Below are 24381 nucleotides of genomic sequence, written 5' to 3'. Positions count from 1 at the left end.
TTTCCTCACTTGTCTGGAACAAGTACCCCTTTTCGACTCTCACTTTTACAGGTATTCATTGATGAAGCAGTTTTTCTTAAAGACTTCCGTGGTAGCGATAGCGCTAGCCTCGGTGGTGGCATGTTCTTCTCAACAGTCAGCGCAACGCCAATGGCAAAGCGATAAAACCTATCACCTGACAATTTTACATACGAATGATAACCATGGCCGTTTTTGGCACAACCAAGATGGTGAGTACGGTATGGCGGCCCGTAAGACGGTGATTGATCGTATTCGTCAACAAGTGGTTGCGGAAGGGGGAAGTGTCTTGCTCTTTTCTGGTGGTGATATTAATACCGGTGTTCCTGAATCCGATTTACAAGACGCAGAGCCAGATTTTAAAGGCATGAACCAAATTGGTTACGACGCTATGGCGGTGGGAAATCATGAGTTTGATAATCCACTTTCAGTGCTGATGAAGCAACGAGATTGGGCTAATTTCCCTATGTTATCGGCCAATATTTACGATAAGCAAACCGGTAAGCGTTTATTCCAACCTTATAAGATTTTTGATGAGCAAGGAATCAAGATTGCCGTTGTCGGTTTAACCACCGAAGATACTGCTAAAATTGGTAACCCAGAATACATAGGCGGCATTGAATTTCGTGATCCAAAAGCTGAAGCGAAAAAAGTTATTGAGCAACTGCAAGCCAATGAAAAGCCGGATTTGATTTTTGCTGTTACTCACATGGGCCATTATGACAATGGTCAAAGCGGGGTTAATGCACCGGGTGATGTGACGTTAGCTCGTTACTTGCCACAAGGTGAATTAAATATGATCGTTGGTGGGCATTCACAAGAGCCAGTTTGTATGGAAAGCCCGAATCATCGTAATCAATCGTATCAACCGGGTGAGAAGTGTGTTCCTGATCAGCAGAATGGAACTTGGATTGTGCAAGCCCATGAGTGGGGAAAATACGTTGGGCGTGCAGATTTTGAGTTTAAAAATGGCGAACTTAACCTGGTCAGCTATGATTTGATTCCAGTCAATTTGAAAAAAACGGTGCAAGTAAACGGTGAGAAAACTAAAGCTTTCATCCAACCGGAAATCCCACAAGACCCTGAATTAAAAGCTTTGTTACAGCCTTATCAAGATAAAGGCCAAGCTCAACTGAATGTGAAAATTGCGCAATCAGATGGCAAATTAGAAGGTGATCGCAATGTGGTTCGCTTTAAACAAACCAATTTAGGTCGATTAATTGGTTTATCGCACATGGAAAGAGTGAATGCGGATTTTGCTGTTATGAACTCGGGTGGGGTACGTGACTCTATTGCCGCGGGCGATATTACCTATAAAGATGTCTTAAAAGTGCAACCATTTGGGAATATTGTCACTTACATGGATATGAAAGGCAGTGAAGTTCTGGATTACTTAAATTCAGTCGCAACGATGCCAGTAGATTCTGGAGCGTATGTGCAATTTGCTGGTATTTCCATGACGGTGGCAAATGATAAAGTCTCTAATGTTAAAATTGGCGGAAAAGCGTTAGATACCAATAAAATGTACCGTTTCACCATCCCAAGCTTCAACGCCGCAGGGGGTGACGGGTATCCTAAAATTAACCATAAACCAGGCTTTGTGAATACCGGGTTTGTGGATGCTGAAATATTGAAGGACTACTTAGAAAAGCACAGTCCAATTCATATCGCTGATTATGAACCAAAGGGTGAGATTCAATATAAGTAACCGATTTAACTCATTGATCTTAATTTGACTTTATTCAAAAATAGAACAGCGCCTAGCCGCGCTGTTTTTTTATTGTTTATTCTTAGGATATCGTTATGACTCCAGCCATTAACTTAGCAAAGAAGAAGAAAATCCCTCATACTGTGCATCAATATAAGCATGATCCAAATGCAGCAAGTTACGGGTTAGAAGCGGCAGAAGTCTTAGGTCAAAATCCTGCTCAAGTATTTAAAACCTTATTATTTTGTTTAAATGGTGAACCTAAAAATTTAGCTGTGGCGATCGTACCGGTTGAAAACAAATTAAATTTAAAACAAGCGGCTAAAGCGGCGGGTAGTAAAAAAGCCGAGATGGCAAACCCAGAGATTGCCCAAAAAACCACAGGCTATGTAGTCGGTGGTATTAGCCCCTTAGGACAAAAGAAAGCGCTCCCCACCTTTATTCATCAAACGGCCTTAGAGTTTGCCACCATTTGTGTCTCTGCTGGTAAGCGTGGCCTAGAAATTGAATTAGCGCCTCAGGATTTAGCCACATTAACCAGAGCTAAGTTTGTCGATTTGTGCCAAGGTTAGACCCAACGCAGTATTAACTATATAAGCGATGTAATATCAATCGTACAAATTATTTGATCATCCTGCTTATTAACTGGCTTAATAATGGAGTTTAGCTTTTCGTTTATACAGAAGTTAATTGTAGGATAAAGGCTTATCGGCATTTTAGCTTTGTTCTCAAATCTACGTCCTATACGTAATTTTTACCCATCTAGTTACCCGCAGCTGAGGTTAATTAGTATGATTGGTATAAGCTCATATCACACAACAAGGTAACAACCATGCTCATGAAGTTTTTTTTAATCGTATTAGCGTTACTCAGCCTGGTTATGGTCAGTCAGTGTGATAATTGGACAATCGATGCTTGTCTTGATAAAGGTGGTTATTGGAGTATGGATGAAGAAGAGTGTAAATTTTAATATAATGATATACCTCATGTTTTATTTTTTAATATAAAAATATACTTCATTTTTACGTTTTTATAAGGTGTAATTTTTATACCTCCTGCCGATGTTGGGTAAATGTTATATCTAGTTTGTGTTTGTTTGATTTTTGATTTTTAATTTAAGGGGTGAGGTGTTATATGTTTAAGTTTGTTTTTAAATTGTTTTTTTGTGTTTTTATTTTATCAGGGTGTGGTGGTTCAGATAATGAAGATTCGAGTTCATTGAATAGCTCCATAACAAAAAATGGCTTGGAGATTTTTAATCAATTGGATTATTGTTTTGAAAAAGAAGATGGTTGGACTGATTTTGAAAGTGAAGTGAAAAAAAACAAGATGACTACCTTCAAATAGAAAAAATTCAATATCATTGTCATGATGGTAAAGTGGCATTAGATAATAATGGGAACTTTGCCAAAATAGAGGGGGAGGAGATAGAGCTTAATGAATTAGAAGCCGATTCCTCTAGCTATTATCGCTCATTTATTAGTATACATGATGAATATATTCACATTTATACGGTTGAAACGGAATCTGATTGTTCCAACTTAATTGTACCTAATGAAGACAATACCTTTTATTTCAATTTATTGACGATTTCTTTGGGGGATGATGAGTTAAGTTATATTGAGGATGGTTTATACATAGATTCTTATTATGAAAATTTAAAAGATAAATTCATTAATGCTTCTCAGATCTATGTTAATGCTAATAATGGTTTTATTTACAAGCTAGACTCTGGTAATTTTAATAATGAAAGGCAGGTTATTGTTGACCTAAATTTAATTGTTTTGGAGATACTAGATGAAATTTCTGTTTTAAATGAGGGGGCTTTGTCTAGTGATGAAAGGGAAAATTTATTTTTAAATAGTGAAGTGGATATTTTTGATAACTCAAATGTGAATAATTTTAAATTTTATTATAATAAGGTTAGAAATACACTAGCTACTGGAGAGTCGGAGTTACTAGAAATACCATAAAATGATAGTTTTTATGTGGTAGCCAAAATATAGCATTAAAGGTCTGATTTCGAATATTTTTGAGATTAGATCTTTTTCTTTAATACACCGGGCAGTGGTGTGTTGCTAGATATCAACACGAACCAGTTTAATCAGGCCAAAGAGCATGGTGAGTTGGAGAATCGCCTTCCACCTAATGCGTTTAGTGTTGATTGGTCAAATATGGATGTTGGTGGTATTCAGGCGCAAGCGGATGTTGCAGAGATTGTAAAACAAGCTGATAAAGAGTCAAAAGAAGAGATGGTTGAAGCGACAAAAACCTATGGTCCATTAGCTGTAGGTACTGCGTGTACCGTTATGTCTATGGGCGTTTGTGCAAATGCCATGGCTGGTGCCGGATTTCTTATAGATTTAGAGGATTACGTCAGTGATGCCTCAGTAAATGGAATGGGTTCACCGAAAGCAGGTAAGCTAGTGATGGATGGTGGTACATTTCTTTTATCAAAAGAAATAGTTAATAGTCCATTTTTAGGGAACAAAGGAAAGATTACAGGCCAAATTACAACTGGGCTGTTTGGTTTTATGGCAAATGGTTGGGCAGATAAAGCTGCTGAACAACAGTTAAAAGAGAAAAATAATGACTAATTATAGCGCCTACATTAGTTTTAATAGCATCACAATGAGTGGCTTAGTTCTTGCGGCAGGAATATCTAAATGGATTTCCGGCTTATTATTAAATGTAGAGTTTGTATTTATTATAGCTTTTATTTCATTATTCTTCTTTATTGTATTTTTAACAACAAACCAGCACAGGCTCATCCTTAAAAAGGATCCTGTTTTTAGGGTAATAATTACTATCTATTATTTTTTTGTGGTTTTTAATACATCGGTTATTTTATATTTTATTCCTAGCTATTATTTGAGTGTTTTTATTTTAATTATTCCGGCCACCATAATGGTGGTAAAACGAATGATTGTAAGTTACGAGCGTTTAACTGGTGAAAAAGTAGAGTAACTCAGGCGTGTCTTTCGTTGGCAACGATGACGATAAAACCCGCGGCATATGGGAAACTCAGGTTAACAAACAAGAGTTCTTTACTGCGACTAAAAACTTTGTCGCTAACCCTGAGAATGCACAATATGTGCAAACACTGAATGACCCTAATGCCAGCCTTGAGCAAAAACAACAAGCGCAACAGGTGCTAGTTAATAACATTGCGGCGCAAATGAAGGTTGACCCTGCGGTGGTACTGCAAGTGATGACCAGGGATGAACAAAATAGCCCAACCAAAGGCGGCTACATTAATGGCGGCGATACTTTGTACGTGAATGGTGGTTTACACGACACGATTCAAGATGAAGCCAACACCGTCGGCCATGAAATGCAGCATTATTTGGATGATAAAGCTGGCACCACTGCGGGCAATGAGACCGCTAAGCAAAATTTAGAATACTTTGCTGATACTATGGGAAATGCTACTGAAGATTTTCTGGGCTTTAACTACGTCAACTTAACTGATACTACCTTTGGCGGTGACATCAACCATACCGCCAGCACTCATGCACCGGGCAGTGGTGTGTTGCTAGATACCAACACGAACCAGTTTAATCATGCCAAAGAGCAAGGTGAGTTGGAGAATCGTATGCCTCCAAATGCTTTCGGTGTTGATTGGTCAAATATGGATAGTGGTGGTATTCAGGCGCAAGCGGATACCAATCAGGCCGTGGCATATGTAGATTCAGTGATGAAAGATAATGCCACTTCGAAAGAAGCTGTGGCAGATTATGCAGGAATAACAACTGGGATAGGGAGCTGTTTGACATTGGCTGGTTGTGGTGCAGGACTGACGAATGCTGCAATTGCATTTAGTGATTTAGGGGAAGTGTTATCTCAGGGTATTTCAGTAAATCCAGTAGATAATGATCCAATCCAAAAAGGTGTGATTAGTATAATGCCAGACTTTGTTGGTAAGGATCAAAGCAAAAAATTAGCTTCAGATATTGTATTAGGGTTACCTACAGTTAAGTCGTTAATAGATATTAATAAATCAATCTCCAAATCGGAAGCTATAATGGATTCCGTGAACAAATCTTTAGATATACTAAGTATTGATGTATTGCATGATACAATCAAATCAGATTTAAATGAGGTAGATGGTGAATGATATGAACTCATTTTTTCTCGGTGGATTGAGAAAACTTGTAAGTTGGGTTTTTATTATATTTTTAATTATTGGCTCGGTTTCACTACTGTCAACATTAGATCGAGATAAAACTAGTGTAGGAGTTATTGTTCAAAAGTCTTGCGAGCCAGTGATTAAAGATAATGATAGATTATATATCGTAATAAAAAACAACAATAAGCTTCTTGATTTTAAGATGAAGCTGGATAGCCCAAATTGTAAAATACTTCTTGATGAAATTAATTTAAAAGATAAGGTAAAGGTTGTTTATAATCAAGGTACATTAACCTCAAGTATATATTACTTAGAGTTAAATGATGAGAGAGTCATAAAAGGACGATATTATAATGAAAGTAATTAGCTTTCAAAATATTCCGACTAAAGAGTTTGAGGAGCTAGAGAATGTCGGTTTTGAAATCTGCATTTATTTCGGTTTTCTATGATTTTCATATTAATTAAGGACAGTGTTTATGGAAAGTAACAATAACATCAGGAGCACAACTTAGCACCAAGATCTTCTAGATTAGGGGCGGTTTTTATCGATGGGCTTATCAATTTTGCTTGTCTTATGGGGTTGTTATACGTTACTGGTTGGGATGCAAAATTATTCGCGGATATTAGTTTGTTCGATACCAAATTTATAGTGTTGTTCGTCTATGGTAATGCTTGTTTTGTCATTTTTCATGGGTACTTGTTGTATAAAAATGGCCAAACGTTGGGTAAGTGGGTTTTTGATATTTCTATCGTAGCAAATGATGGAAGTAGGTTGAGTCTTACCCATATTTTATTTAAGCGCTATTTTCCTATTATGATTTTAGGTTTTATACCCATTGTGGGGCGTTTTATATGTTGGGTAGATGGTTTGTTCATTTTTAGAAAAAATAAACGATGCCTTCATGATTTGATTGCGAGTTCTAAAGTTATTCAGATATAGATAATTCACGGTTAATAGAACTCACTAATGTTAGTTTTGGGGTTTTATGATGGAAAGTTAAAACTTCTTTTCTATTGATTTTTTTCTGTGTTATTAATTGATATTAGTCTGCACCTCTATTTTCTTCCCTCTGTAGTTTTTTGGGCTTTGTTTTAGTTTTTTGGGGAGTGAGAGTGGCTAAAAAATGATTCATTATTTAATGAGGTCAAAGTGTAAGGGGTAAATAAAATATTGCCCGAATGGATTTGTGATAATAAATAAGGTTTACATATGAATTTTGATGGATTTAAGAAGCTTACAGATAAAAAGAAATCAATTAATCCTGTTTGGTTTTCTTTAGATGCTGATGAAATTAAAGATGGTAAATATATTAAAAAAATTGAGTGTAAGTTAAATGCTAAATTACCATTGGGTTATGTTGAATTTATTTTGACATATGGAGGGGGTACTTTGCCTTTTCTAATGTTTTTTCATTGGATGAGAAAAGTGATTGGTATATTTTAAATAAAAATAGAATATATAAAGATATAGCTCAAAATTATTTTTTATTTTCAGAAAGTGGAAGTGGTGATTTTTATGGCTTTGAAATAAAAGATGGGGAATGTTTATCTCAAGTTAATTTTTATGATCATGAATGCCATTCGTGGAACAAAACTCAATATTCTAATATATTTGAATACTTGGAAAAATATGCTCTTATGAATGGAGAGTAACAGCACTCACTACAACAACAGCGTGTTAGCTGGTGATAATGTCAATATCACCACCAGCAACGACACCACCATTAAAGGCGGTAATGTGATTGCGAATAATGGGTTGAATGTCGATGTCGGCGGCGATTTAACGGTTGAGTCTGTGCAAAACCGCGATACGGCCAGCAACCACGGTATGAGCATTAGCGCGGGAGTTGGCTCAAAAGACGGCAATCTTTCTGGTGCAAATGGTGGCTTTAACCAATCTCAAGGTCGCAGCAGCCAAACCGACACTGTCATCAGCAGTCTCGTGTCTAACGGTGAGGCCAACATTAATGTCAAAGGCAATACTGACTTAACCGGTAGCACCATTGCCACGCTTGATGAAAACGGCAATGACAGCGGCAAGCTTGCCCTAAACACAGGCAGCTTAACCTTCACTGACTTAAGTGACACTAGCTACAGCAGCCATAACAATAATGGCTTGAATACCTCAGTGGGCATTAACTCCACCGGCATTGATGCTACCAACAATAGCTCAACCTTGAACCTTGATAACGGCAGCCATTACAGCAAAGACAAAACGTTAGCCACATTAGGTCATGGGGATATTCAAATAGGCGATGGTACGGTTTTAGCGCCGGAGCTTAACCGCGATGTTCACAACCAAGACAAAGAACTGTTTGCGGTAGACCGCCAGCAAGGCAATGTGGATGTGACGGTTGACCATAGATTGTTGACGGAAGAAGGGCGTGAGCAGATAAAACAAGACATTAAAGAAGTTGGTAAAGCTTGGAATGACATCGCCACTCACGTGGATGTCGCGATTAAACAAGCGACAACCAATCTGAATAATCCAGAGATTAATGCCAAGCTGCAAGGCAATGCCGAAAGTGCATTGGATTTGATGATAGCGAAAGGTGTTGACCCTGAATTAGCGAAAGTAATACTCAGTGACCCGAATATTTATAATGCCGCAGGTCAAATATTAGAAGGTGCGCAAGAGGCCACAAATGGACAAACTTCACCTGAAACCGCTCAACAATCCCATCAACCGGGGCAACCGTTAGAGTTAGTTATTACAGAGGGTAGAAATCTCAGTGGCGGTGAAAAAGTGCTTGATGGTTTTGCGCAGACTAAGGATTACTTAGATACTCTGCCAACCGAGCAAGCGGAAGCGGCTTTGGTCGCCATTTCAGTATTAACTTTAGGTCCGACGAAAACCATTTTAGATGCAGGAAAATCAACGGTTGCGGATACCGTGATAGGCGATACATTAAAAGAGTTAAATACAGGTATAGCCAAACATGTTGTTGCAGGGGTTGAAGGGGTAACGGTTGAAAGCCATGAGAAGAATTTAGAACTAGAATCACAATATGTAGAAAATGGTTGGTCGACACGTTTTCAAGAGGGAGCAGAGTTTGGTGTTAACCTAGCAGGGATTGGTGTAGGAATTGGTGCTGCTGGTAAGGGGGTAAGCAATTCTGTAAAATATGGGCCAAATGATACTCCTGTTAGGGTTGAAGCTAATTGGTCGATAAATGATATGAAACAGGGATTATTAGGCCATCCACCAAAAGGGTTAGGGAGTCCTGATTTACATCATGCAGACCAAATGCCCGGTTCTGGCATTCATGAAATACTTCCGGTGGAACATCGAGGAAATAAAGAATTACATCCAAATAAATTCAATCAAGGAGTAACTCCTGAAATGCGAGATTCTGATCGTAAGTTGCATTGGTGGTATAGAGCTAGAGAGCAAGGGGCAGATAAAATATTGCCTGAATGGATTTATGATAATAAATAAGGTTTACATATGAATTTTGATGAATTTAAGAAACTTACAGATAAAAAGAAATCAATCAATCCTGTTTGGTTTGCTTTAGATGCTGATGAAATTAAAGATAATAAATATATTAAAAAAATTGAGTGTAAGTTAAATGCTAAATTACCATTGGGTTATGTTGAATTTATTTTGATATATGGTGGGGGGTACTTTGCTTTTTCTAATGTTTTTTCATTGGATGAAAAGAGTGATTGGTATATTTTAAGTAAAAACAGAGTATATAAAGATATAGCTCAAAATTATGTTTTATTTTCAGAAAATGGAAGTGGTGATTTTTATGGTTTTGAAATAAAAGATGGAGAGTGTTTATCTCAAGTTAGTTTTTATGATCATGAATGCCATTCGTGGAACAAAACTCAATATTCTAATATATTTGAATACTTGGAAAAATATGCTCTTATGAATGGAGAGTAACAGCACTCACTATAACAACAGCCTGTTAGCCGGTGATAATGTCAATATCACCACCAGCAACGACACCACCAGCAACGACACCACCAGCAACGACACCACCATTAAAGGCGGTAATGTGATTGCGAATAATGGATTGAATGTCGATGTGGGTGGTGATTTAACGGTTGAATCTGTGCAAAACCGTGACACAGCCAGCAACCACGGCATGAGCATCAGTGCGGGCACCAGCTTTGGCGGTGATAAGGCAAGCTCAAATTGGCACTTTCCTGAAGGGGGTGATTTAAGTGGTGGTAGCGCAGGCTTTAGTCAATCTCAAGGTCGCAGCAGCCAAACCGACACTGTCATCAGTAGTCTCGTGTCTAACGGTGAGGCCAACATCAATGTTAAAGGTAATACCGACTTAACCGGTAGCACCATTGCCACACTGGATGAAAACGGCAATGACAGCGGCAAGCTTGCCCTAAATACAGGCAGCTTAACCTTCACTGACTTAAGTGACACCAGTTACAGCAGCCACAACAACAATGGCTTGAATACGTCAGTGGGCATTAACGCAACCGGCATTGATGCTACCAACAATAGCTCAACCTTGAACCTTGATAACGGCAGCCATTACAGCAAAGACAAAACGTTAGCCACATTAGGTCATGGCGATATTCAAATAGGCGATGGCACGGTTTTAGCCCCCGAGCTTAACCGCGATATTCACAACCAAGATAAAGAGCTGTTTGCGGTCGATAGGCAGCAAGGCCATGTGGATGTGACGCTTGACCATAGGTTGTTGACGGAAGAAGGGCGTCAAAGCATTAAAGAGGATTTTAAACGCAATGACATTGTGATTGATTCGATTGTGGATGCGACCAAAGATGACTCAGGCGTGTCTTTCGTTGGCAATGATGACGATAAAACCCGTGGTATATGGGAAACTCAGGTTAACAAACAAGAGTTCTTTACTGCGACTAAAAACTTTGTCGCTAACCCTGAGAATGCGCAATATGTGCAAACACTGAATGACCCTAATGCTAGTCTTGAGCAAAAACAACAAGCGCAACAGGTGCTAGTTAATAACATTGCGGCGCAAATGAAGGTTGACCCTGCGGTGGTACTGCAAGCGATGACAACCGATGAAAAGGATGCTCCAACCAAAGGCGGCTACATTAATGGCGGCGATACTTTGTACGTGAATGGTGGTTTACACGACACGATTCAAGATGAAGCTAATACCGTCGGCCATGAAATGCAGCACTACTTGGATGATAAAGCTGGTACAACCGCAGACAATGACACCGCTAAGCAAAATCTAGAGAACTTTGCCAATACCATGGGAAGTGCTACAGAAGACTTTCTGGGCTTTAACTACGGTAACTTAACTGATACTACCTTTGGTGGTGACATCAACCACACCGCCAGCACTAATGCACCGGGCAGTGGTGTGTTGCTAGATACCAACACTCAACTATTTAATCAGGCCAAAGAGCAGGGTGAGTTGGAGAATCGTATGCCTCCGAATTCGCTTGGTGTTGATTGGTCAAATATGGATGTTGGTGGTATTCAGGCGCAAGCGGATGTTGCAGAGATTGTAAAACAAGCTGATAAAGAATCAAAAGAAGAGATGGTTGAAGCGACAAAAACCTATGGTCCATTAGCTGTAGGTACTGCGTGTACCGTTATGTCTATGGGCGTTTGTGCAAATGCCATGGCTGGAGTGGGTTTTGTAATTGACGCTGCTGATTATAGGAGTTATGAATCAGATGATACTTTAAATCCAAAAGCCGGCAAGTTAGTTTTGGATGGAATCTTATTCCAAGTATCACAAGAAATAGAAAACCTCCCTTTTGTTGGAGGCAAGGCAAAGATTGCTGGGCAAGTTGGCGCAGGATTGTTTGGCTTTATGGCTAATGGATGGGCAGATAAAGCGGCAGAACAAGAAATAGAGGTTAAAAGTGAAAGTAAATAGAGTTGGCTTTTATATTGGATTTACCAATGTGAGTATGAGTTCATGGATGCTTGGCTCAGGAGTCGGAAAATGGGCGTACGATCAATTTGAAAATTTAAATACACTAGGGGCTGCAATTTTTTTTGCAATATTGTTAATGTTACTTGCCCTGACCAGTAAAGAGCAGAGGTTAGTTTTAAAGCAAGATAAGACGTATAGAAGAAATTTTATTATGTTTTTTATCCTCAACTTTATTATCGTAGCTGTTATAACGTCTGTATGGTTTAGTTATATTTTTATATCACTAGTTTTTACCATACCTTATGGTTTGCTTTTGGTCAGAATGTTTATTAAGAGCTATGAGGAATTAACTGACGAAAAACTGTAGTGATTTTATCTTATATCCAACACCGTCGTCCATGAAATGCAGCACTACTTAGATGATAAAGCTGGCACCACTGCGGGTAATGAGACCGCTAAGCAAAATTTAGAATACTTTGCTGATACCATGGGAAGTGCCACTGAAGATTTTCTGGGCTTTAACTACAGCAACTTAACCGATACGACCTTTGGCGGTGACATCAACCACACCGCCAGCACCAATGCACTAGGCAGTGGTGTGTTGCTAGATACCAACACTCAACAATTTAATCAGGCCAAAGAGCAAGGTGAGTTGGAGAATCGTATGCCTCCGAATTCGCTTGGTGTAGATTGGTCAAACATGGATGTTGGTGCTATTCAGGTGCAAGCGGATACTAATCAGGCCGTGGCATATGTAGATTCAGTGATGAAAGATAATGCCACTTCGAAAGAGGCTGTAGCAGATTATGCAGGAATAACAACTGGGATAGGGAGCTGTTTGACATTGGCTGGTTGTGGTGCAGGACTGACGAATGCTGCAATTGCATTTAGTGATTTAGGGGAAGTGTTATCTCAGGATCTTTAGGTAAATTCTGTGGATAATGATCCAATCCAAAAAGGTGTGATCAGTATAATGCCTAAAGTGAATGGGAAATTTTAGACATAAAAAAAGACGTTTTTAAACGTCTTTTTTTATCAATTTGGAGGCGCCTCCCGGAGTCGAACCGAGGTCCACGGATTTGCAATCCGCTGCATAGCCACTCTGCCAAGGCGCCATATAATACTGAGTATTTATTTGAAGAGATATTTTCAGATATCTAAATTTAGATGGTGCCCCGGGCCGGACTTGAACCGGCACAGCGCGAACGCCGAGGGATTTTAAATCCCTTGTGTCTACCAATTCCACCACCAGGGCACAAGCAATCTAAATTGCAAGGCACCTAACTGAACAGTTAGAACACCATCGTTCCCGTTTGTCTTGGGAACGAGGCGTACTTTAACGCATTGAAAAAATAGGTAAACCTTTTTTTATTAAAAATACGTTTGAATGGCTGCTTTTTGGGCTATTTGTTTTCTTTATATCCATTGCTGCTAATTTTTTGTGCATTGATTTGCACAAGCGTTACCCGCTACGCATTATATTTCTCTTATACGACTCTTGGTGTGGAAAGGGTCGGAGTTAGGGGATATTTATCCAGACGTGATATAGCTGTTGTGTTTTACTGTAGGTGGGATTGTGATTTCAGCATTACGTTTTAAGAAAACACTGGATTAAACCACCGACAAAGTTAGTTTCATCGGCGGTTTATGAGAAATTAATTCATTGCTTTGGAAGAAGACAAGTTATTTCTTTGGTGTCCACTTTTTGATGGTGCTGCTGTTTGAATTACCGAAGCGAGAGCCTTTATTGGCTGGTTTACCTTGAGAATTTGAACCCGATTTTGGCGTGTCTTGATTGCGGCGACGGTTGCCACCAGAGCGTTCACCATCTTTGTGTGAAGAACGGCTTTTCCGTTCAAACTCACCTTTTCCACGGTAGGTTTTAAATCCGGATTGCTGATTTTTTTGCTCACGGGCTTTTTCATCTTGAGCTTGCTGGCGAGCATCATGCAATTTAGCATCGGTTGGCTTGGCGATGCGTTTGCCATCAACCACAACTTTAGAAGCGTCTTCCGTACCACTTGATCCTTCAATCATGCTATGAATTTCTGCCATCTCAGTATCACTTAAATAACGCCATTTACCGTTAGGCAAACCATCAATAGTGATGTTCATGATGCGCACGCGGCGTAATTTGTAGACATCATAGCCTAATGCTTCACACATACGGCGAATTTGGCGATTTAAACCTTGAGTCAGCACGATACGAAAGGAAAAGTCGGTTTCTTTGGTGACTTTGCAAGGCAGTGTCGTGGTATCTAAAATATCGACTCCAGCGCCCATCTTTTGAATAAATTCATCGGTAATCGGTTTATCGACACGTACCACGTATTCTTTTTCGTGAGCATTACCAGCACGTAGAATTTTATTAACAATATCCCCATCGTTAGTTAAGAAAATTAAACCATCAGACGGTTTATCTAAGCGGCCAATGGGGAAGATGCGTTTGCGGTGGCCAATGTAATCGACAATATTGCCTTCAATATGACGCTCGGTGGTACAGGTAATCCCCGTTGGTTTATTGAGTGCGATATAGATGGGTTTTTCTTTGCTACGAATTGGTTTGTTGTCGACTTCAACTTCATCATTAGGAAAGACTTTGGTGCCCATCTCTGGCACGATGCCATTGATAGTAACACGGCCTAGGTCAATCAGCTTGTCAGCCTCACGGCGTGAGCAAAAACCAGAGTCACTAATGAATTTATTTAAACGAATAGCAGAAGTTTGATCAGTCATAATGTTCTCTTTTGACGTTTCACAACGGAAGTGCTCACCGTACAGTCTAAGTGTTATGGTAAAGCGGTAATGTATAGTTAAGCGCTAGTATGTGCGATTAAGCGGGCTAAGTTTAGCAGCTTGGTAGAAAAAGAGACAGATTAATACAAATCGGCCTCTTTAGTGCAAAAGGGCGGGTTAACTCATTCTCTTTTGATGACGCTCGCGGTTGTCGAGTTTCATTTCGGCGCTTTTTTTAATTAGGACGTAAACGGCACCGCTGCCACCATGAAAAGGTTGCGCAGAATGAAAGCACATGACTTCTGCAATTTGCTCTAACCATGCGGCCAAATAACTTTTCATTAAAGCCGGAGGGTTAGAACGTTCGCCTTTGCCATGAACAATCAACACACTGCGAGTGTCTAGGCGCTGAGCTTGGCGTAAAAAAGACACTACATCATCTCGAGCTTGTTCTAAGGTTCGGCGATGCAGATCCAGCTTAGCGGTGATCGGGTATTTACCTAGGCGCAGTTTACGGAAGACCCCATCTTGCACACCGTCTTTTTTGTATTCTAAAATATCATCCGGTTTGAGCATGGGGGCATTATCAAGAGAAAGATATTCATCATATTCATCAGCAAGTGATACTGCTGCTTGACGTCGAGCGAGGTGAGCTTCGGTAATGGTTCTTTCTTTCAAGCGAACGGTGGTGTCTTGTTCGATGGGTTTTACGTCGCCCATCATTTGCTGGAATAAGTCTACATCATTATCATCATTCATCTTCGGCACCATGATTACAGGATGGGGATATTAGGGCCAATCGTAGCGATTATCGTTTTAGTCTTATTGTTCAACAGGCTTGATAACGGCATTATCAATATTGATTGGTATAGGCCGATTATAGCGGTCAGTGATCAGAATGAAATTGAATTTGATTATTAAATCAGCAAACAAACCGATTTTTTTAAAATATCAAAATAATTACAGAAAAACGCTTGCTAACGCTGAATAAATCCGTATTATACGCAGCTCATTCAGCGACACATTGTTGAATGTCTAGAGTTAAAAATACTAGCCTCTAGAAGACTTTAGCTAAAAGTTAAAGCAAAAATCTCGGTGAATAGCGCAGCTTGGTAGCGCATCTGGTTTGGGACCAGAGGGTCGGGGGTTCGAATCCCTCTTCACCGACCATATTAGAAAAAGGCTCTGCAGCAATGCAGAGCCTTTTTCGTTTCTATTCCGTTAAAATCTTAGCTCTTCAGTGAGCATAATGAAGAAAGCCACCTTAGTCAGGGGGTGGTTTTTTTGCCTCCTCTTTGCCTGTCTTTATTTTGAGGCTTCTTTTCTGTTTTTTATCTCATTTCTATCCTCACTTCGCCTGCTTACAATTATTTGCTATTATCGCCGCTTCCATTTTTTCTAGATATTGCCAATGAACCATTCAAATTCTCACGTTATTATCGGTTTAACTAATCCCAAGAGCCCATCGAATGTGGGGGCAGTGATGCGCGCCGCAGGCTGCTACCGCGCTGATGCGGTACGCTATACGGGAGTGCGTTACGAAAAAGCGGCTAAGTTTCATACTGACACCAAAAGTGCAGCGCGACATATTCCACTGGAAGGGGTGGATGATATGTTGCAAGCTCTTGAGCCTGATACTCAGATTGTGTGTGTGGAATTGGCTGAAGGGGCGATCCCATTACCGGATTTTCAACACCCTGAAAAGGCTTTGTATGTCTTTGGGCCAGAAGATGGCAGCATTGACCAAGGTGTTGTTTCTCATGCCGATGCGGTGGTGTATGTGCCGACGGTTGGTTGTATGAACCTAGCGGCAACGGTTAATGTGTTGCTTTATGACCGCTTGGCAAAATCAAAGAATGTGGAACAAGGGGATGAATTAATTCGTAAAAGCCGAGATAACCGAAATAAGCTACAAGTAAAGTAACCTATTTCGGTGTACTGAAGTGGAAGAGGGAGCGAGAGCAGCGGCTTAATGCTGCTCCTGACGCTCAAAGACTTGAACCATTTGTTGCGCGGCATTTCTTCCAGCTACCATGGCGGTGACGACTAAATCGGCACCATGTACGGCATCGCCGCCAGCATAAAACTTAGGGTTCGTAGTTTGGGTGCTCAGTGGCGTATCACTTTGAGTGATAATACCTCCCCATTGATCGAGTTTGATGCCATGTCCCTCTAGCCACGGCATGGCATGAGAGCGAAAACCAAACGCTAAGATCAAAACATCAGCGGGTAAAATAAATTCAGATCCTTCAATAATCACCGGTCGGCGGCGACCATCAGGCCCAGCTTCACCCATCTTGGTACGAATCATGCCGACACCTGTTACTTGTCCCTGTTCTCCAACTTCAATATATTGAGGTTGAACGTTAAACTGTAACTGGACGCCTTCCTCTTTTGCATTAGTGACTTCTTTTTTTGAGCCCGGCATATTGGCTTCATCGCGGCGATAGGCACAAGTGACACTTTTGGCGTTACGGCGAATCGAGGTTCGCACACAATCCATCGCTGTATCACCACCGCCAAGTACGACAACATTTTTATTTTCAACCTCTACCCACGGGAATTTATCACTTTCTTGTAAGCCCATCACTTCGCGAGTGTTGGCGATTAAAAAAGGTAGAGCCTGAATCACGCCTGGTGCATCTTCATTATCTAGCCCGGCACCAATGTATTGATAGGTGCCGACGCCTAAGAAAATAGCGTCGTAGTTATCGACGATCTCATCGAGTTGGATATCTTTGCCAATTTCACAATTTAAGTAAAAATTAATGCCCATTTGAGAAAAAATTTCTCGTCGCGTGGCGAGTACCGTTTTGTCTAATTTGAATGAGGGAATACCAAAAGTCAGCAGGCCACCAATTTCAGGGTGCTGATCATAAACATCTACTTGCACTCCTTGGCGGGCTAAAACATCCGCACAGCCTAAGCCTGCAGGCCCGGCTCCTATCACGGCCACCTTTTCTTTACGTGGAGTTACGTGTTGCAAGTTAGGACGCCAGCCTTGGGCTAAAGCATTATCAGTAATGTAACGCTCGATATTACCTATGGTGACGGAGCCTGAATAAGGAGTCATGGTACAAGCTCCTTCACAAAGCCTATCTTGCGGGCAGATGCGGCCACAAATTTCAGGCAATGAGCTGGTTTGGTGAGAGAGCTCTGCCGCTTCAATAATCTTCCCTTCCCGGGCCAATTGAATCATCTCTGGGATGGCATTATGTAAAGGGCATGTCCAGTTACAATTGGCTTTAGAGGCACAATGCAAGCAACGGTCGGCTTCATAGTCGAGCGTTGATTTATCAAATGGGAAATAGATTTCTTCAAAGTGTTGTTTGCGCTCTGCAGCGGCAAGTTTGGTGGCACCAATTCTAGCTGGTTTATCCAATAAAACGTCACGTTTGAGTGCTTTAGTGCCTGCCTTCCAATCTCTTGGGGTTAAGCAGGCAAGTTGTCTTTCGGTTCTTAATTGTTGAAGGTAATCTTCATCAGCCAGTTGCAAAGCTTGTGTCGGGCAGTTCGCGACACATTGCGGAGCCCCTTGAGGTGTCGATTCGCACAGATCGCATTTTTGAGCAATGCCTCGTGGTGATTCAACCAGAGAGATTGCCCCGAATGGACAAGCGATCTGGCATTGTTTGCATCCAGTACACTTGCTTTCATCTAAATGCACCATGCCATCTTGATGAGACAGCGCTCCTACCATACATCCTTTAACACAAGGTGCATCTTGGCAGTGTCGACAAGTCATGGTGACGTATTTATCACCCGCCGGATGTACCCAAATTCTAGGCTGAAATTCTGAACGGCGAGCTGGCCATTGCTGGTGGTTATGAGCTACAGAGCAGGAGATTTCGCAGACATGACAACCTATGCATTCTTGTGCATTGGCGAGGATAAATTTATTCATGGTTTACTCACATTAGCAGGAGGGATTCCAAAGGCAGTCCGATTAATGATTGCTTAGTTCGATTTCTTGAGTGAATCGTTATCTCACCAATTTATATCAAAATAATAACATCATTTCTAATGTGGTTAATCAATTTATGATTTGAGTCAGTGTTGTGGCGATTAATCCAAGTATTACTGGCAATCTACCGGTTTACTTTTTGTTATTTGCTCGACGTGGTAACCATGCTCAGTGAGGAGTTGGCGTAAATTTTGTTGCCCAATAAAATGCAATGTGCCTACCGCGACAAGGTACTTCCCTTGAGGTAATAAAAAGCTAGGATTGGTAATGCGGGATATCCAGCGTTGATTTCGTTGATAGAGCAGTTGTTGGCTTACCTCATCATCCCACTCGGAGGTGGTGAGAAGGTGTAATAAACGCTCACGGTCACCTTGCTTCCAGCTTTGAACAAGACATTGATAAAGGTGAGTTTCATCGCTGGATTCGGCCTCTAAACTGGCGATTAATAAGTCTTTGCCATTTTGTGGCAGACTTTGCAAAATCTGTAATTGCTCTGCCATGGTTTCTAGGGTTAATAACGGAACATTAAGCTGCTGTGCTTGGCGTAATAAGGTTTGATCGACGCCATTGTGGGCATCATAACCTAGCTTTTGGAAGGCGGTGTTCTCAATGGTTACTGCACTGAGCCAAGGGGGTAGGTTGAGTAACGTATGTGGATTCAGAGCTAACTTCTTGGCAAGGGCTTGAAGTTGGTGTTGTTGCGCCTCATCGAGTACTTCTCGGGTTAATAAAGCATCGGTTAAGTTGATCTCAGGGGGTTCTTCGGTGTCGGTCTCTAAGACCAATCCATCACTGGTTTTTAGAAATTGCGTTACAACAGCAGGAAGGGGATACATACTGTGATCGCCCAAATGAATGGTTCCGAGCAAGAGTAATTGTTGTTCGCCTTTTATTGCCTTCCAGATTAAGGGTTCGGCTTGAGCGCTATAGCTAAACCATAAAGAAGGAAGAGATAAAAAGGATAAGAGCAATGGACGCCAGTTTTTCATTATTCGCCTAAATGGATTTAAAATAAAAAGCATAGCATGAGAAGGAAATTCTCAAACTATGCTTTTCTATTATTTTTTATTGGAATGCGAGAGGTGTGATTTCCCCATGAGTGCGATTATTTAGGCTGAAATAATCGTAGTCGGTTAGCATTACTTACAACCGTGATTGAGGATAAAGCCATGGCAGCACCTGCAACAACGGGGCTTAGCATCACCCCAAAGAAGGGGTATAACACACCAGCGGCAATTGGAATACCTAAGCTATTGTAAACAAAGGCACCAAATAGGTTTTGTTTAATATTGCGCACTGTTGCTTTCGATAGCTCAATACTGTGTACGACGGCTAATGGGGACGATTTCAATAACGTCATATTGGCATTTTCAATCGCAATGTCTGAGCCACTGCCCATCGCAATCCCCACATCGGCTTGCGCTAAGGCTGGGGCGTCATTAATCCCATCACCGACCATAGCCACTATACGTTTCCCATGTTCATTGTGTTGCAAGGCTTTAATGTGCTCTGCTTTTTGGTCAGGCATAACACCTGCAATGACTTTATCGATCCCCAGTTGTTGAGCAATCGCGTGAGCTACCGATGGGTGATCGCCTGATAATAAAACCGTTTCAATGCCCATTTTTTGTAGTTGTTCAATCGTCGCTTTTGACTCGTCTCGAACGGGGTCAGATACGCCAATAATTGCTACTAATTGTGTTTGTCTTGCCACTAAAATCGGGGTTTGTGCTTGTTGTTCAAGTCGATTTAGCTCAGTGCGATGCGCGGTTAAGTCGACGCCGTTCTGTTCTAAGTAGCGTGGGCTACCAATCCAATATTGTTGTTCATTTATCGTGCCAGTTACCCCAAGGCCACGTTCTGTTTGGTAATGGCTAATCGTTGAGGGTTGATTGGCCTCAACTGGCAACTTTTGTTGTGCATAATGACATACCGCTTGGGCTAATGGGTGTTCTGATTGTGCTTCTAATAGGTTGATATGCTGCCAGAGTGTAGCGTGATCATCTGACAATAGCGTAGCCGATTGGACACTTGGTTTACCTTGGGTGAGCGTGCCGGTTTTATCAAATACGATGGTTTGAATTTGGCTGGCGGTTTGTAGAATTTCAGCATCTTTAATTAATACGCCCAGTTCAGCGGCTTTACCGACACCGACGGTCACTGACAATGGAGTGGCGAGTCCTAAAGCACAAGGACAAGCAATAATCAGTACCGTGGTTACCACTACGAGCATGTAACTGATTTGTGGTTCAGGACCAACCAAGTACCACACGGCGGCGGCAATGATGGCAATCGCGATAACGGTGGGAACAAAGACTGCCGAAATTTGATCCGCTAAGCGTGCCAGTGCCGGTTTACTGCTTTGTGCTTGACGGACCAACTGAATGATTCGTGCCAGTGTGGTCTGTTCTCCAACCATAGTAGCTTTGATCAATAAGCGGCCATCTTGGTTAATTGTTCCGGTAAAGACACTATCGCCAGGCTGTTTTAATGCTGCGATGGGTTCGCCAGTGAGCATGGCTTCATCAAGATAAGATTCACCTTCTATGACTTCACCATCTACCGGAATACGTTCACCCGGCTTCACGCGCAAAATCATCCCCGATTGAATGTCTTTTACCGAGATGGTTTGTTCTTGACCTTGATTATAAAGAACGGCGGTTTTGGGTTGTAGGTTAATTAACCCTTGTAGGGCGTCGGTGGTACGTGCTTTCGCTTTTGCTTCAATATAATGACCAAGAGAAATCAAACCAATAATCATGGCACTGGCTTCAAAATAGACGTGGCGAGCGGGCTCTGGGAACCATGAAGGCATTAATACTACCAACATTGAGTATAGCCAAGCTGCGCCGGTGCCAAGCGCGACTAAGGTATCCATTGTCGCACGGCGGTGTGTTAACGCTTGCCACGCATTGGTGAAAAAAGAACGCCCTGCGGTGGCAAGCAAGAAGAGACAAATAAGGCCAACGATTCCCCATCCCCATTGTGATTGGGAGCTCGTAATCATCATGCTACCACCCAGTAATCCCCATAGCATTAACGGCACCCCAATACCTATACCGGCAATGGCGCTGCGGCGATGGGTTTGCTGAGTTTGTGAAAATTGGGTTTGCTGCTGCTCACGCATTTGTTCATCATCTTTGATTAACTCCGCTTGATAGCCAGTTTGTTTTACGCGTTCAATGAGTTCATCAATCAGTTGTGGTGAGCTTTCTTTGGTATAAGCCCAAGCAGTTTGTTCCGACAAATTCACTTGAGCTCGCGCAACCTGCGGATGTGTCGCGATAGCTTTTTCAACGGAAGACACACAACTTGCGCAAGTCATACCAGAAATTAAAAAGTGTAAAGCCGCAAGATTGTCAGACTCTAATTCTGAATGGGATTGCGGCTCACTACTCATGCTCTCTATTGGCTGAGCGGATGGGGTATCTGAGCAAGCAATATCTGAGTTTGAATTGTCTGACGTTGGAAGAGCTTGATAACCAAGTTGCTCAATCGTTGCTATGATTTGGCGCTGCTCAACCTGACCTACAACTTGTAAAGTCTCTTTAGTCACTTGATAGTCTTGAAGGTTTGGGATTGCTTGCAGTGCCGTTTCTACTTTTGCCACACAACGACCGCAATTAAGCCCTTGCAGATGAAATTGATAGACCGCTTGCGCTTGATAGCCAAATTCATCCAAAGCTTGGTTAATGTCAGTCAATGAAGCTGATGTTTGTACTTGGGCCGTTTGGGGCGTGATATCAAGTACGGCAGTATTCGGTAGGGTTTCTAATTTTGCTTTAGTTTTTTTTGCGCACCCCATGCATTTTAAGCCATCGAGTTGCAATTGATACTGTTGAGTAGCCATATTTTTACTCCACTTATGTTTCAATGAAGACACTATAAACCCTCCCTTAAGGTAAAGGTCAATACCTTAAAATGACTCATTAAGAGATACATATTTACCTCTATTGATAGCGACGGATGTTATTTTTATTGTTGTTTATTTTTAATAAAAATTAAGTTGATGCTTTATTGCACAGGTCGTGACTTAAAAAGCAAGTGATAAATGTCAATATAACGCTCATTGATGTTGATAAATTGTTTCAAGCTATTGATTAATAGGTAATTAACGGTTTTGACGAGATTTTTTTTGTGCTCTTGATCATGTTTTCCCTTTTTACAATGAACTTATATTTTGTGTGGATATAAATTCGTTGTGATGCTGATCGGGATAAAGGTAAGAATATATAAATTCACGTGATTTGACTCACATTGCCTCAGCTTTATCTATTTTTACATTCAATGTAACCTATTGATTTGTATTGAATATGTTTTTTTATGTTCAGGTTGGTTTGAACAGGGTCATATTTTTTATTGATTTGAATTTTCGTCGAAAAAAAAGGTGGCATGATTTGGATGTGAGCTTTATTGAGCAACATCACCAGCTAGATGGGCTTAGTAAAATATAAAAACAATAGGGGAAAACTATGAAAATGTTTAAAAAGACAGTGCTTAGCACAGCCGTAGCGTCTTTACTTTTAGGTGTGTCAGCCTACTCAACGACAGCCTTAGCGGCTGATGACGTAGCACCTAATGATCCTGCTGTGGCGGGTGAAGGTATTCCTGAAAAACCATATGAAGGCGGTTTTTTTGAAGATGCAACCGTAAATGGTGCTGTTAATATTTGGATGCGTGATCGTACTCGCGCCAAAATTGTCGATGGCCATCAAACACCAAAATACACCAACCTTGATCATGGTTCGATTTATACGGGTTTAGATATTAAATCTGGTTATGCCGCCGATGTTGTGGGTTTAGATATCAACGTCTATGGCACCTTTGATATGTGGAATAACGGCTCTCCTGACCATGAAATGAACTTTTGGAACGTCGATAACCCTTATGACATGACTCCTGGCTCCAATACGGGTTGTGAAGGAACATGGGACTCTTCATGTACGGATAACGGCGCAGCTTTCCAAACCGCCGCAGTAAAATTCAAGTTTGGTGAACACGTTACTGCGCGTGGCGGTTATTTCCAACCGTCCGTACCAACGGCAATGGGCGTGAACTGGTCTTATGCGGCTGGTACTTATGAAGGGGGCGAAATTGGTGTCAACTATGGTCCAGTCGCACTCGGTTTTGTATACGCTGATGCTTATAAAGCGCCTTGGTATAAGCACGATTACAATTTCCGTACCGGTACAGGCCCAACCGCTGAAGATGCGGGCGATGCTTACTCAATCGGTATGCGTTATACCATTAATGATCAAATGCTGTTAGATGTGGCTTATGCCGGTTTAACCGATGGTGACCGTAAAAATGCGCATGTGAAATTTAAGTGGACAACAGATGGTGGTTGGTATGTTTCGCCACAAGTCTATGTTGTCGATGATGATAATCAATATGATAAAACCGCTTTCCAAGCTGCATTATTAACCGCGAAAACCTATGGTCAATATGGTCTACGTTTAGAGAGTACCTATACTTCTGCGGATTCAGAAGATACTCGTGGTAACGTTGGTAACATGGCTTACCGCTTGACTGAAGCTTATGGTGGTTCAAACGGTGCTTACGATATCTGGTGGAACAACCGTTCGGATTTCAACCACGATGGTGAGCTAGGCTTCTTTGCTGAGTTAAAACGTGATTTTTCTGACTTAGGTGCTCAGGGTCTATCTATTGGCCTAAACGGTGTTTATGCCTTCGGTGCGAAAGCAGAAGGTTACGATGAGCTAGTCGAATACTCAGGCAGTGCTTTTGTTAACTACGCTATCCAAAATGGCGCACTAGCTGGAGCTAACTTTGGAATCTATTACACTCATTACGTGAATGATTCAAACGCTGACAGCTGGGTTGGTTACTCAAATGCCTTCCAAGATGAGAATGACTTAAAAGTCACCTTAACCATTCCTTTTAACGTAAAATAAAGGAAAATATAGCGAACAAGCCAAGTGGTACTTAGTGTATAAAAGTGCCACTTGCAGAATGA

Annotated in this window: 22 protein-coding genes, 3 tRNA genes and 2 pseudogenes; 19 read left to right on the top strand and 8 right to left on the bottom strand. The window is 41.2% G+C overall.

From position 1 onward, the window contains the following. Positions 1–61: 61 nt before the first annotated feature. From ushA to VCA1004_RS07710, 16 genes and pseudogenes are all read left to right on the top strand, one after another. Entirely contained in the window at positions 62–1726 is a 1665-nt protein-coding gene (gene ushA, locus VCA1004_RS07780) for a bifunctional UDP-sugar hydrolase/5'-nucleotidase UshA (protein WP_086983372.1), read from the top strand. 95 nt (positions 1727–1821) lie between these two features. Beyond that, the gene (ybaK, locus tag VCA1004_RS07775; protein ID WP_086983375.1) at positions 1822–2298 is read left to right on the top strand and encodes a Cys-tRNA(Pro) deacylase; all 477 of its coding nucleotides are present in this window, start codon (positions 1822–1824) and stop codon (positions 2296–2298) included. 260 nt (positions 2299–2558) lie between these two features. After that, complete coding sequence (locus VCA1004_RS15210) at positions 2559–2696, top strand: hypothetical protein (RefSeq protein ID WP_164520847.1); 138 nt, start codon at positions 2559–2561, stop codon at positions 2694–2696. 164 nt (positions 2697–2860) lie between these two features. Next, a complete protein-coding gene (locus tag VCA1004_RS07770; RefSeq protein WP_086983378.1) occupies positions 2861–3073 on the top strand; it encodes a hypothetical protein in 213 nt (70 codons plus the stop codon). A gap of 32 nt (positions 3074–3105) precedes the next feature. Continuing rightward, entirely contained in the window at positions 3106–3699 is a 594-nt protein-coding gene (locus tag VCA1004_RS07765; RefSeq protein WP_086983381.1) for a hypothetical protein, read from the top strand. A 99-nt stretch (positions 3700–3798) separates the two neighbouring features. Further along, positions 3799–4323 (top strand): hypothetical protein, encoded by a 525-nt coding sequence (locus VCA1004_RS07760; RefSeq protein WP_086983384.1) that lies wholly within the window; start codon positions 3799–3801, stop codon positions 4321–4323. Beyond that, positions 4316–4693: a hypothetical protein gene (locus VCA1004_RS07755; RefSeq protein ID WP_086983387.1), complete on the top strand. Its 378-nt coding sequence runs from the start codon at positions 4316–4318 to the stop codon at positions 4691–4693. Before VCA1004_RS07760 ends, VCA1004_RS07755 begins: the two co-directional genes overlap by 8 nt. A gap of 7 nt (positions 4694–4700) precedes the next feature. Then, entirely contained in the window at positions 4701–5843 is a 1143-nt protein-coding gene (locus VCA1004_RS07750; protein ID WP_086983391.1) for a hypothetical protein, read from the top strand. A gap of 1 nt (position 5844) precedes the next feature. Further along, positions 5845–6222 (top strand): hypothetical protein, encoded by a 378-nt coding sequence (locus VCA1004_RS07745; RefSeq protein ID WP_126000526.1) that lies wholly within the window; start codon positions 5845–5847, stop codon positions 6220–6222. A 177-nt stretch (positions 6223–6399) separates the two neighbouring features. Then, on the top strand, positions 6400–6795 hold the full coding sequence (locus VCA1004_RS15375) for an RDD family protein (RefSeq protein WP_086983397.1): 396 nt from the start codon (positions 6400–6402) through the stop codon (positions 6793–6795). Between the two features lie 270 nt (positions 6796–7065). Then, a pseudogene (locus VCA1004_RS15370) lies at positions 7066–7508 on the top strand (SMI1/KNR4 family protein). Beyond that, a complete protein-coding gene (locus VCA1004_RS07730) occupies positions 7498–9294 on the top strand; it encodes a hemagglutinin repeat-containing protein (protein ID WP_126000525.1) in 1797 nt (598 codons plus the stop codon). Before VCA1004_RS15370 ends, VCA1004_RS07730 begins: the two are co-directional and overlap by 11 nt. A 9-nt stretch (positions 9295–9303) precedes the next feature. Then, the gene (locus tag VCA1004_RS07725) at positions 9304–9747 is read left to right on the top strand and encodes an SMI1/KNR4 family protein (RefSeq protein ID WP_086983409.1); all 444 of its coding nucleotides are present in this window, start codon (positions 9304–9306) and stop codon (positions 9745–9747) included. Further along, positions 9737–11704 carry a hemagglutinin repeat-containing protein gene (locus VCA1004_RS07720; RefSeq protein ID WP_086983412.1) on the top strand — a complete coding sequence of 656 codons (1968 nt, stop codon included), beginning with the start codon at positions 9737–9739 and terminating at the stop codon, positions 11702–11704. The genes VCA1004_RS07725 and VCA1004_RS07720 overlap by 11 nt, the downstream gene beginning before the upstream one ends. Then, the gene (locus tag VCA1004_RS07715; protein WP_086983414.1) at positions 11691–12071 is read left to right on the top strand and encodes a hypothetical protein; all 381 of its coding nucleotides are present in this window, start codon (positions 11691–11693) and stop codon (positions 12069–12071) included. Before VCA1004_RS07720 ends, VCA1004_RS07715 begins: the two co-directional genes overlap by 14 nt. Before the next feature lie 36 nt (positions 12072–12107). Next, positions 12108–12629, top strand: coding sequence for a hypothetical protein (locus VCA1004_RS07710; RefSeq protein ID WP_086983417.1), 522 nt, complete (start codon positions 12108–12110; stop codon positions 12627–12629). A 116-nt stretch (positions 12630–12745) separates the two neighbouring features. Here VCA1004_RS07710 and VCA1004_RS07705 read toward each other — a convergent pair. The 4 genes from VCA1004_RS07705 to smrA all read right to left on the bottom strand — a co-directional run bounded on the left by VCA1004_RS07705 (position 12746) and on the right by smrA (position 15199). Then, positions 12746–12819: transfer RNA gene (locus VCA1004_RS07705), tRNA-Cys, on the bottom strand. A 53-nt stretch (positions 12820–12872) separates the two neighbouring features. Further along, a tRNA-Leu gene (locus VCA1004_RS07700) sits at positions 12873–12959 on the bottom strand. Between the two features lie 428 nt (positions 12960–13387). Continuing rightward, on the bottom strand, positions 13388–14440 hold the full coding sequence (gene rluF / locus VCA1004_RS07695; protein WP_086983420.1) for a 23S rRNA pseudouridine(2604) synthase RluF: 1053 nt from the start codon (positions 14438–14440) through the stop codon (positions 13388–13390). 177 nt (positions 14441–14617) lie between these two features. After that, positions 14618–15199, bottom strand: coding sequence for a DNA endonuclease SmrA (gene smrA, locus VCA1004_RS07690; protein WP_086983422.1), 582 nt, complete (start codon positions 15197–15199; stop codon positions 14618–14620). Between the two features lie 334 nt (positions 15200–15533). Here smrA and VCA1004_RS07685 point away from each other — a divergent pair. Together VCA1004_RS07685 and VCA1004_RS07680 are read left to right on the top strand one after the other, a co-directional pair. Continuing rightward, positions 15534–15610: transfer RNA gene (locus tag VCA1004_RS07685), tRNA-Pro, on the top strand. Positions 15611–15851: 241 nt separating this feature from the next. Next, positions 15852–16364 (top strand): RNA methyltransferase, encoded by a 513-nt coding sequence (locus VCA1004_RS07680; RefSeq protein WP_086983425.1) that lies wholly within the window; start codon positions 15852–15854, stop codon positions 16362–16364. Between the two features lie 45 nt (positions 16365–16409). Here VCA1004_RS07680 and VCA1004_RS07675 read toward each other — a convergent pair whose 3' ends face one another. From VCA1004_RS07675 to VCA1004_RS07665, 4 genes and pseudogenes are all read right to left on the bottom strand, one after another. Further along, positions 16410–17822, bottom strand: a complete 1413-nt coding sequence (locus VCA1004_RS07675) for an FAD-dependent oxidoreductase (protein WP_408646900.1) — start codon at positions 17820–17822, stop codon at positions 16410–16412. 111 nt (positions 17823–17933) lie between these two features. Beyond that, positions 17934–18185, bottom strand: a pseudogene (locus VCA1004_RS15365) (4Fe-4S dicluster domain-containing protein); the annotation flags it as partial. 332 nt (positions 18186–18517) lie between these two features. Beyond that, entirely contained in the window at positions 18518–19393 is an 876-nt protein-coding gene (locus tag VCA1004_RS07670) for a TraB/GumN family protein (protein ID WP_164520846.1), read from the bottom strand. A 116-nt stretch (positions 19394–19509) separates the two neighbouring features. Further along, the gene (locus VCA1004_RS07665; protein ID WP_086983432.1) at positions 19510–22254 is read right to left on the bottom strand and encodes a heavy metal translocating P-type ATPase; all 2745 of its coding nucleotides are present in this window, start codon (positions 22252–22254) and stop codon (positions 19510–19512) included. A gap of 628 nt (positions 22255–22882) precedes the next feature. On the opposite strand from VCA1004_RS07665, the gene VCA1004_RS07660 reads away from it, so the two are divergent. Then, entirely contained in the window at positions 22883–24319 is a 1437-nt protein-coding gene (locus tag VCA1004_RS07660; RefSeq protein ID WP_408646899.1) for a multidrug transporter, read from the top strand. Positions 24320–24381: the final 62 nt, after the last annotated feature.

This window comes from Vibrio aphrogenes (genome assembly GCF_002157735.2).
Classification (GTDB): Bacteria; Pseudomonadota; Gammaproteobacteria; order Enterobacterales; family Vibrionaceae; genus Vibrio; species Vibrio aphrogenes.
Note: the sequence above shows the minus strand (reverse complement) of the source record. Positions and strands in the feature narration are given on the sequence as shown.

Coding starts and splice junctions, on each gene's coding strand:
- ushA (WP_086983372.1), top strand. CDS start 62: ATGAAGCAGTTTTTCTTAAAGACTTCCGTGGTAGCGATAGCGCTAGCC.
- ybaK (WP_086983375.1), top strand. CDS start 1,822: ATGACTCCAGCCATTAACTTAGCAAAGAAGAAGAAAATCCCTCATACT.
- VCA1004_RS15210 (WP_164520847.1), top strand. CDS start 2,559: ATGCTCATGAAGTTTTTTTTAATCGTATTAGCGTTACTCAGCCTGGTT.
- VCA1004_RS07770 (WP_086983378.1), top strand. CDS start 2,861: ATGTTTAAGTTTGTTTTTAAATTGTTTTTTTGTGTTTTTATTTTATCA.
- VCA1004_RS07755 (WP_086983387.1), top strand. CDS start 4,316: ATGACTAATTATAGCGCCTACATTAGTTTTAATAGCATCACAATGAGT.
- VCA1004_RS07745 (WP_126000526.1), top strand. CDS start 5,845: ATGAACTCATTTTTTCTCGGTGGATTGAGAAAACTTGTAAGTTGGGTT.
- VCA1004_RS07730 (WP_126000525.1), top strand. CDS start 7,498: ATGGAGAGTAACAGCACTCACTACAACAACAGCGTGTTAGCTGGTGAT.
- VCA1004_RS07725 (WP_086983409.1), top strand. CDS start 9,304: ATGAATTTTGATGAATTTAAGAAACTTACAGATAAAAAGAAATCAATC.
- VCA1004_RS07720 (WP_086983412.1), top strand. CDS start 9,737: ATGGAGAGTAACAGCACTCACTATAACAACAGCCTGTTAGCCGGTGAT.
- VCA1004_RS07710 (WP_086983417.1), top strand. CDS start 12,108: ATGCAGCACTACTTAGATGATAAAGCTGGCACCACTGCGGGTAATGAG.
- rluF (WP_086983420.1), bottom strand. CDS start 14,440: ATGACTGATCAAACTTCTGCTATTCGTTTAAATAAATTCATTAGTGAC.
- smrA (WP_086983422.1), bottom strand. CDS start 15,199: ATGAATGATGATAATGATGTAGACTTATTCCAGCAAATGATGGGCGAC.
- VCA1004_RS07680 (WP_086983425.1), top strand. CDS start 15,852: ATGAACCATTCAAATTCTCACGTTATTATCGGTTTAACTAATCCCAAG.
- VCA1004_RS07670 (WP_164520846.1), bottom strand. CDS start 19,393: ATGAAAAACTGGCGTCCATTGCTCTTATCCTTTTTATCTCTTCCTTCT.
- VCA1004_RS07665 (WP_086983432.1), bottom strand. CDS start 22,254: ATGGCTACTCAACAGTATCAATTGCAACTCGATGGCTTAAAATGCATG.
- VCA1004_RS07660 (WP_408646899.1), top strand. CDS start 22,883: ATGTTTAAAAAGACAGTGCTTAGCACAGCCGTAGCGTCTTTACTTTTA.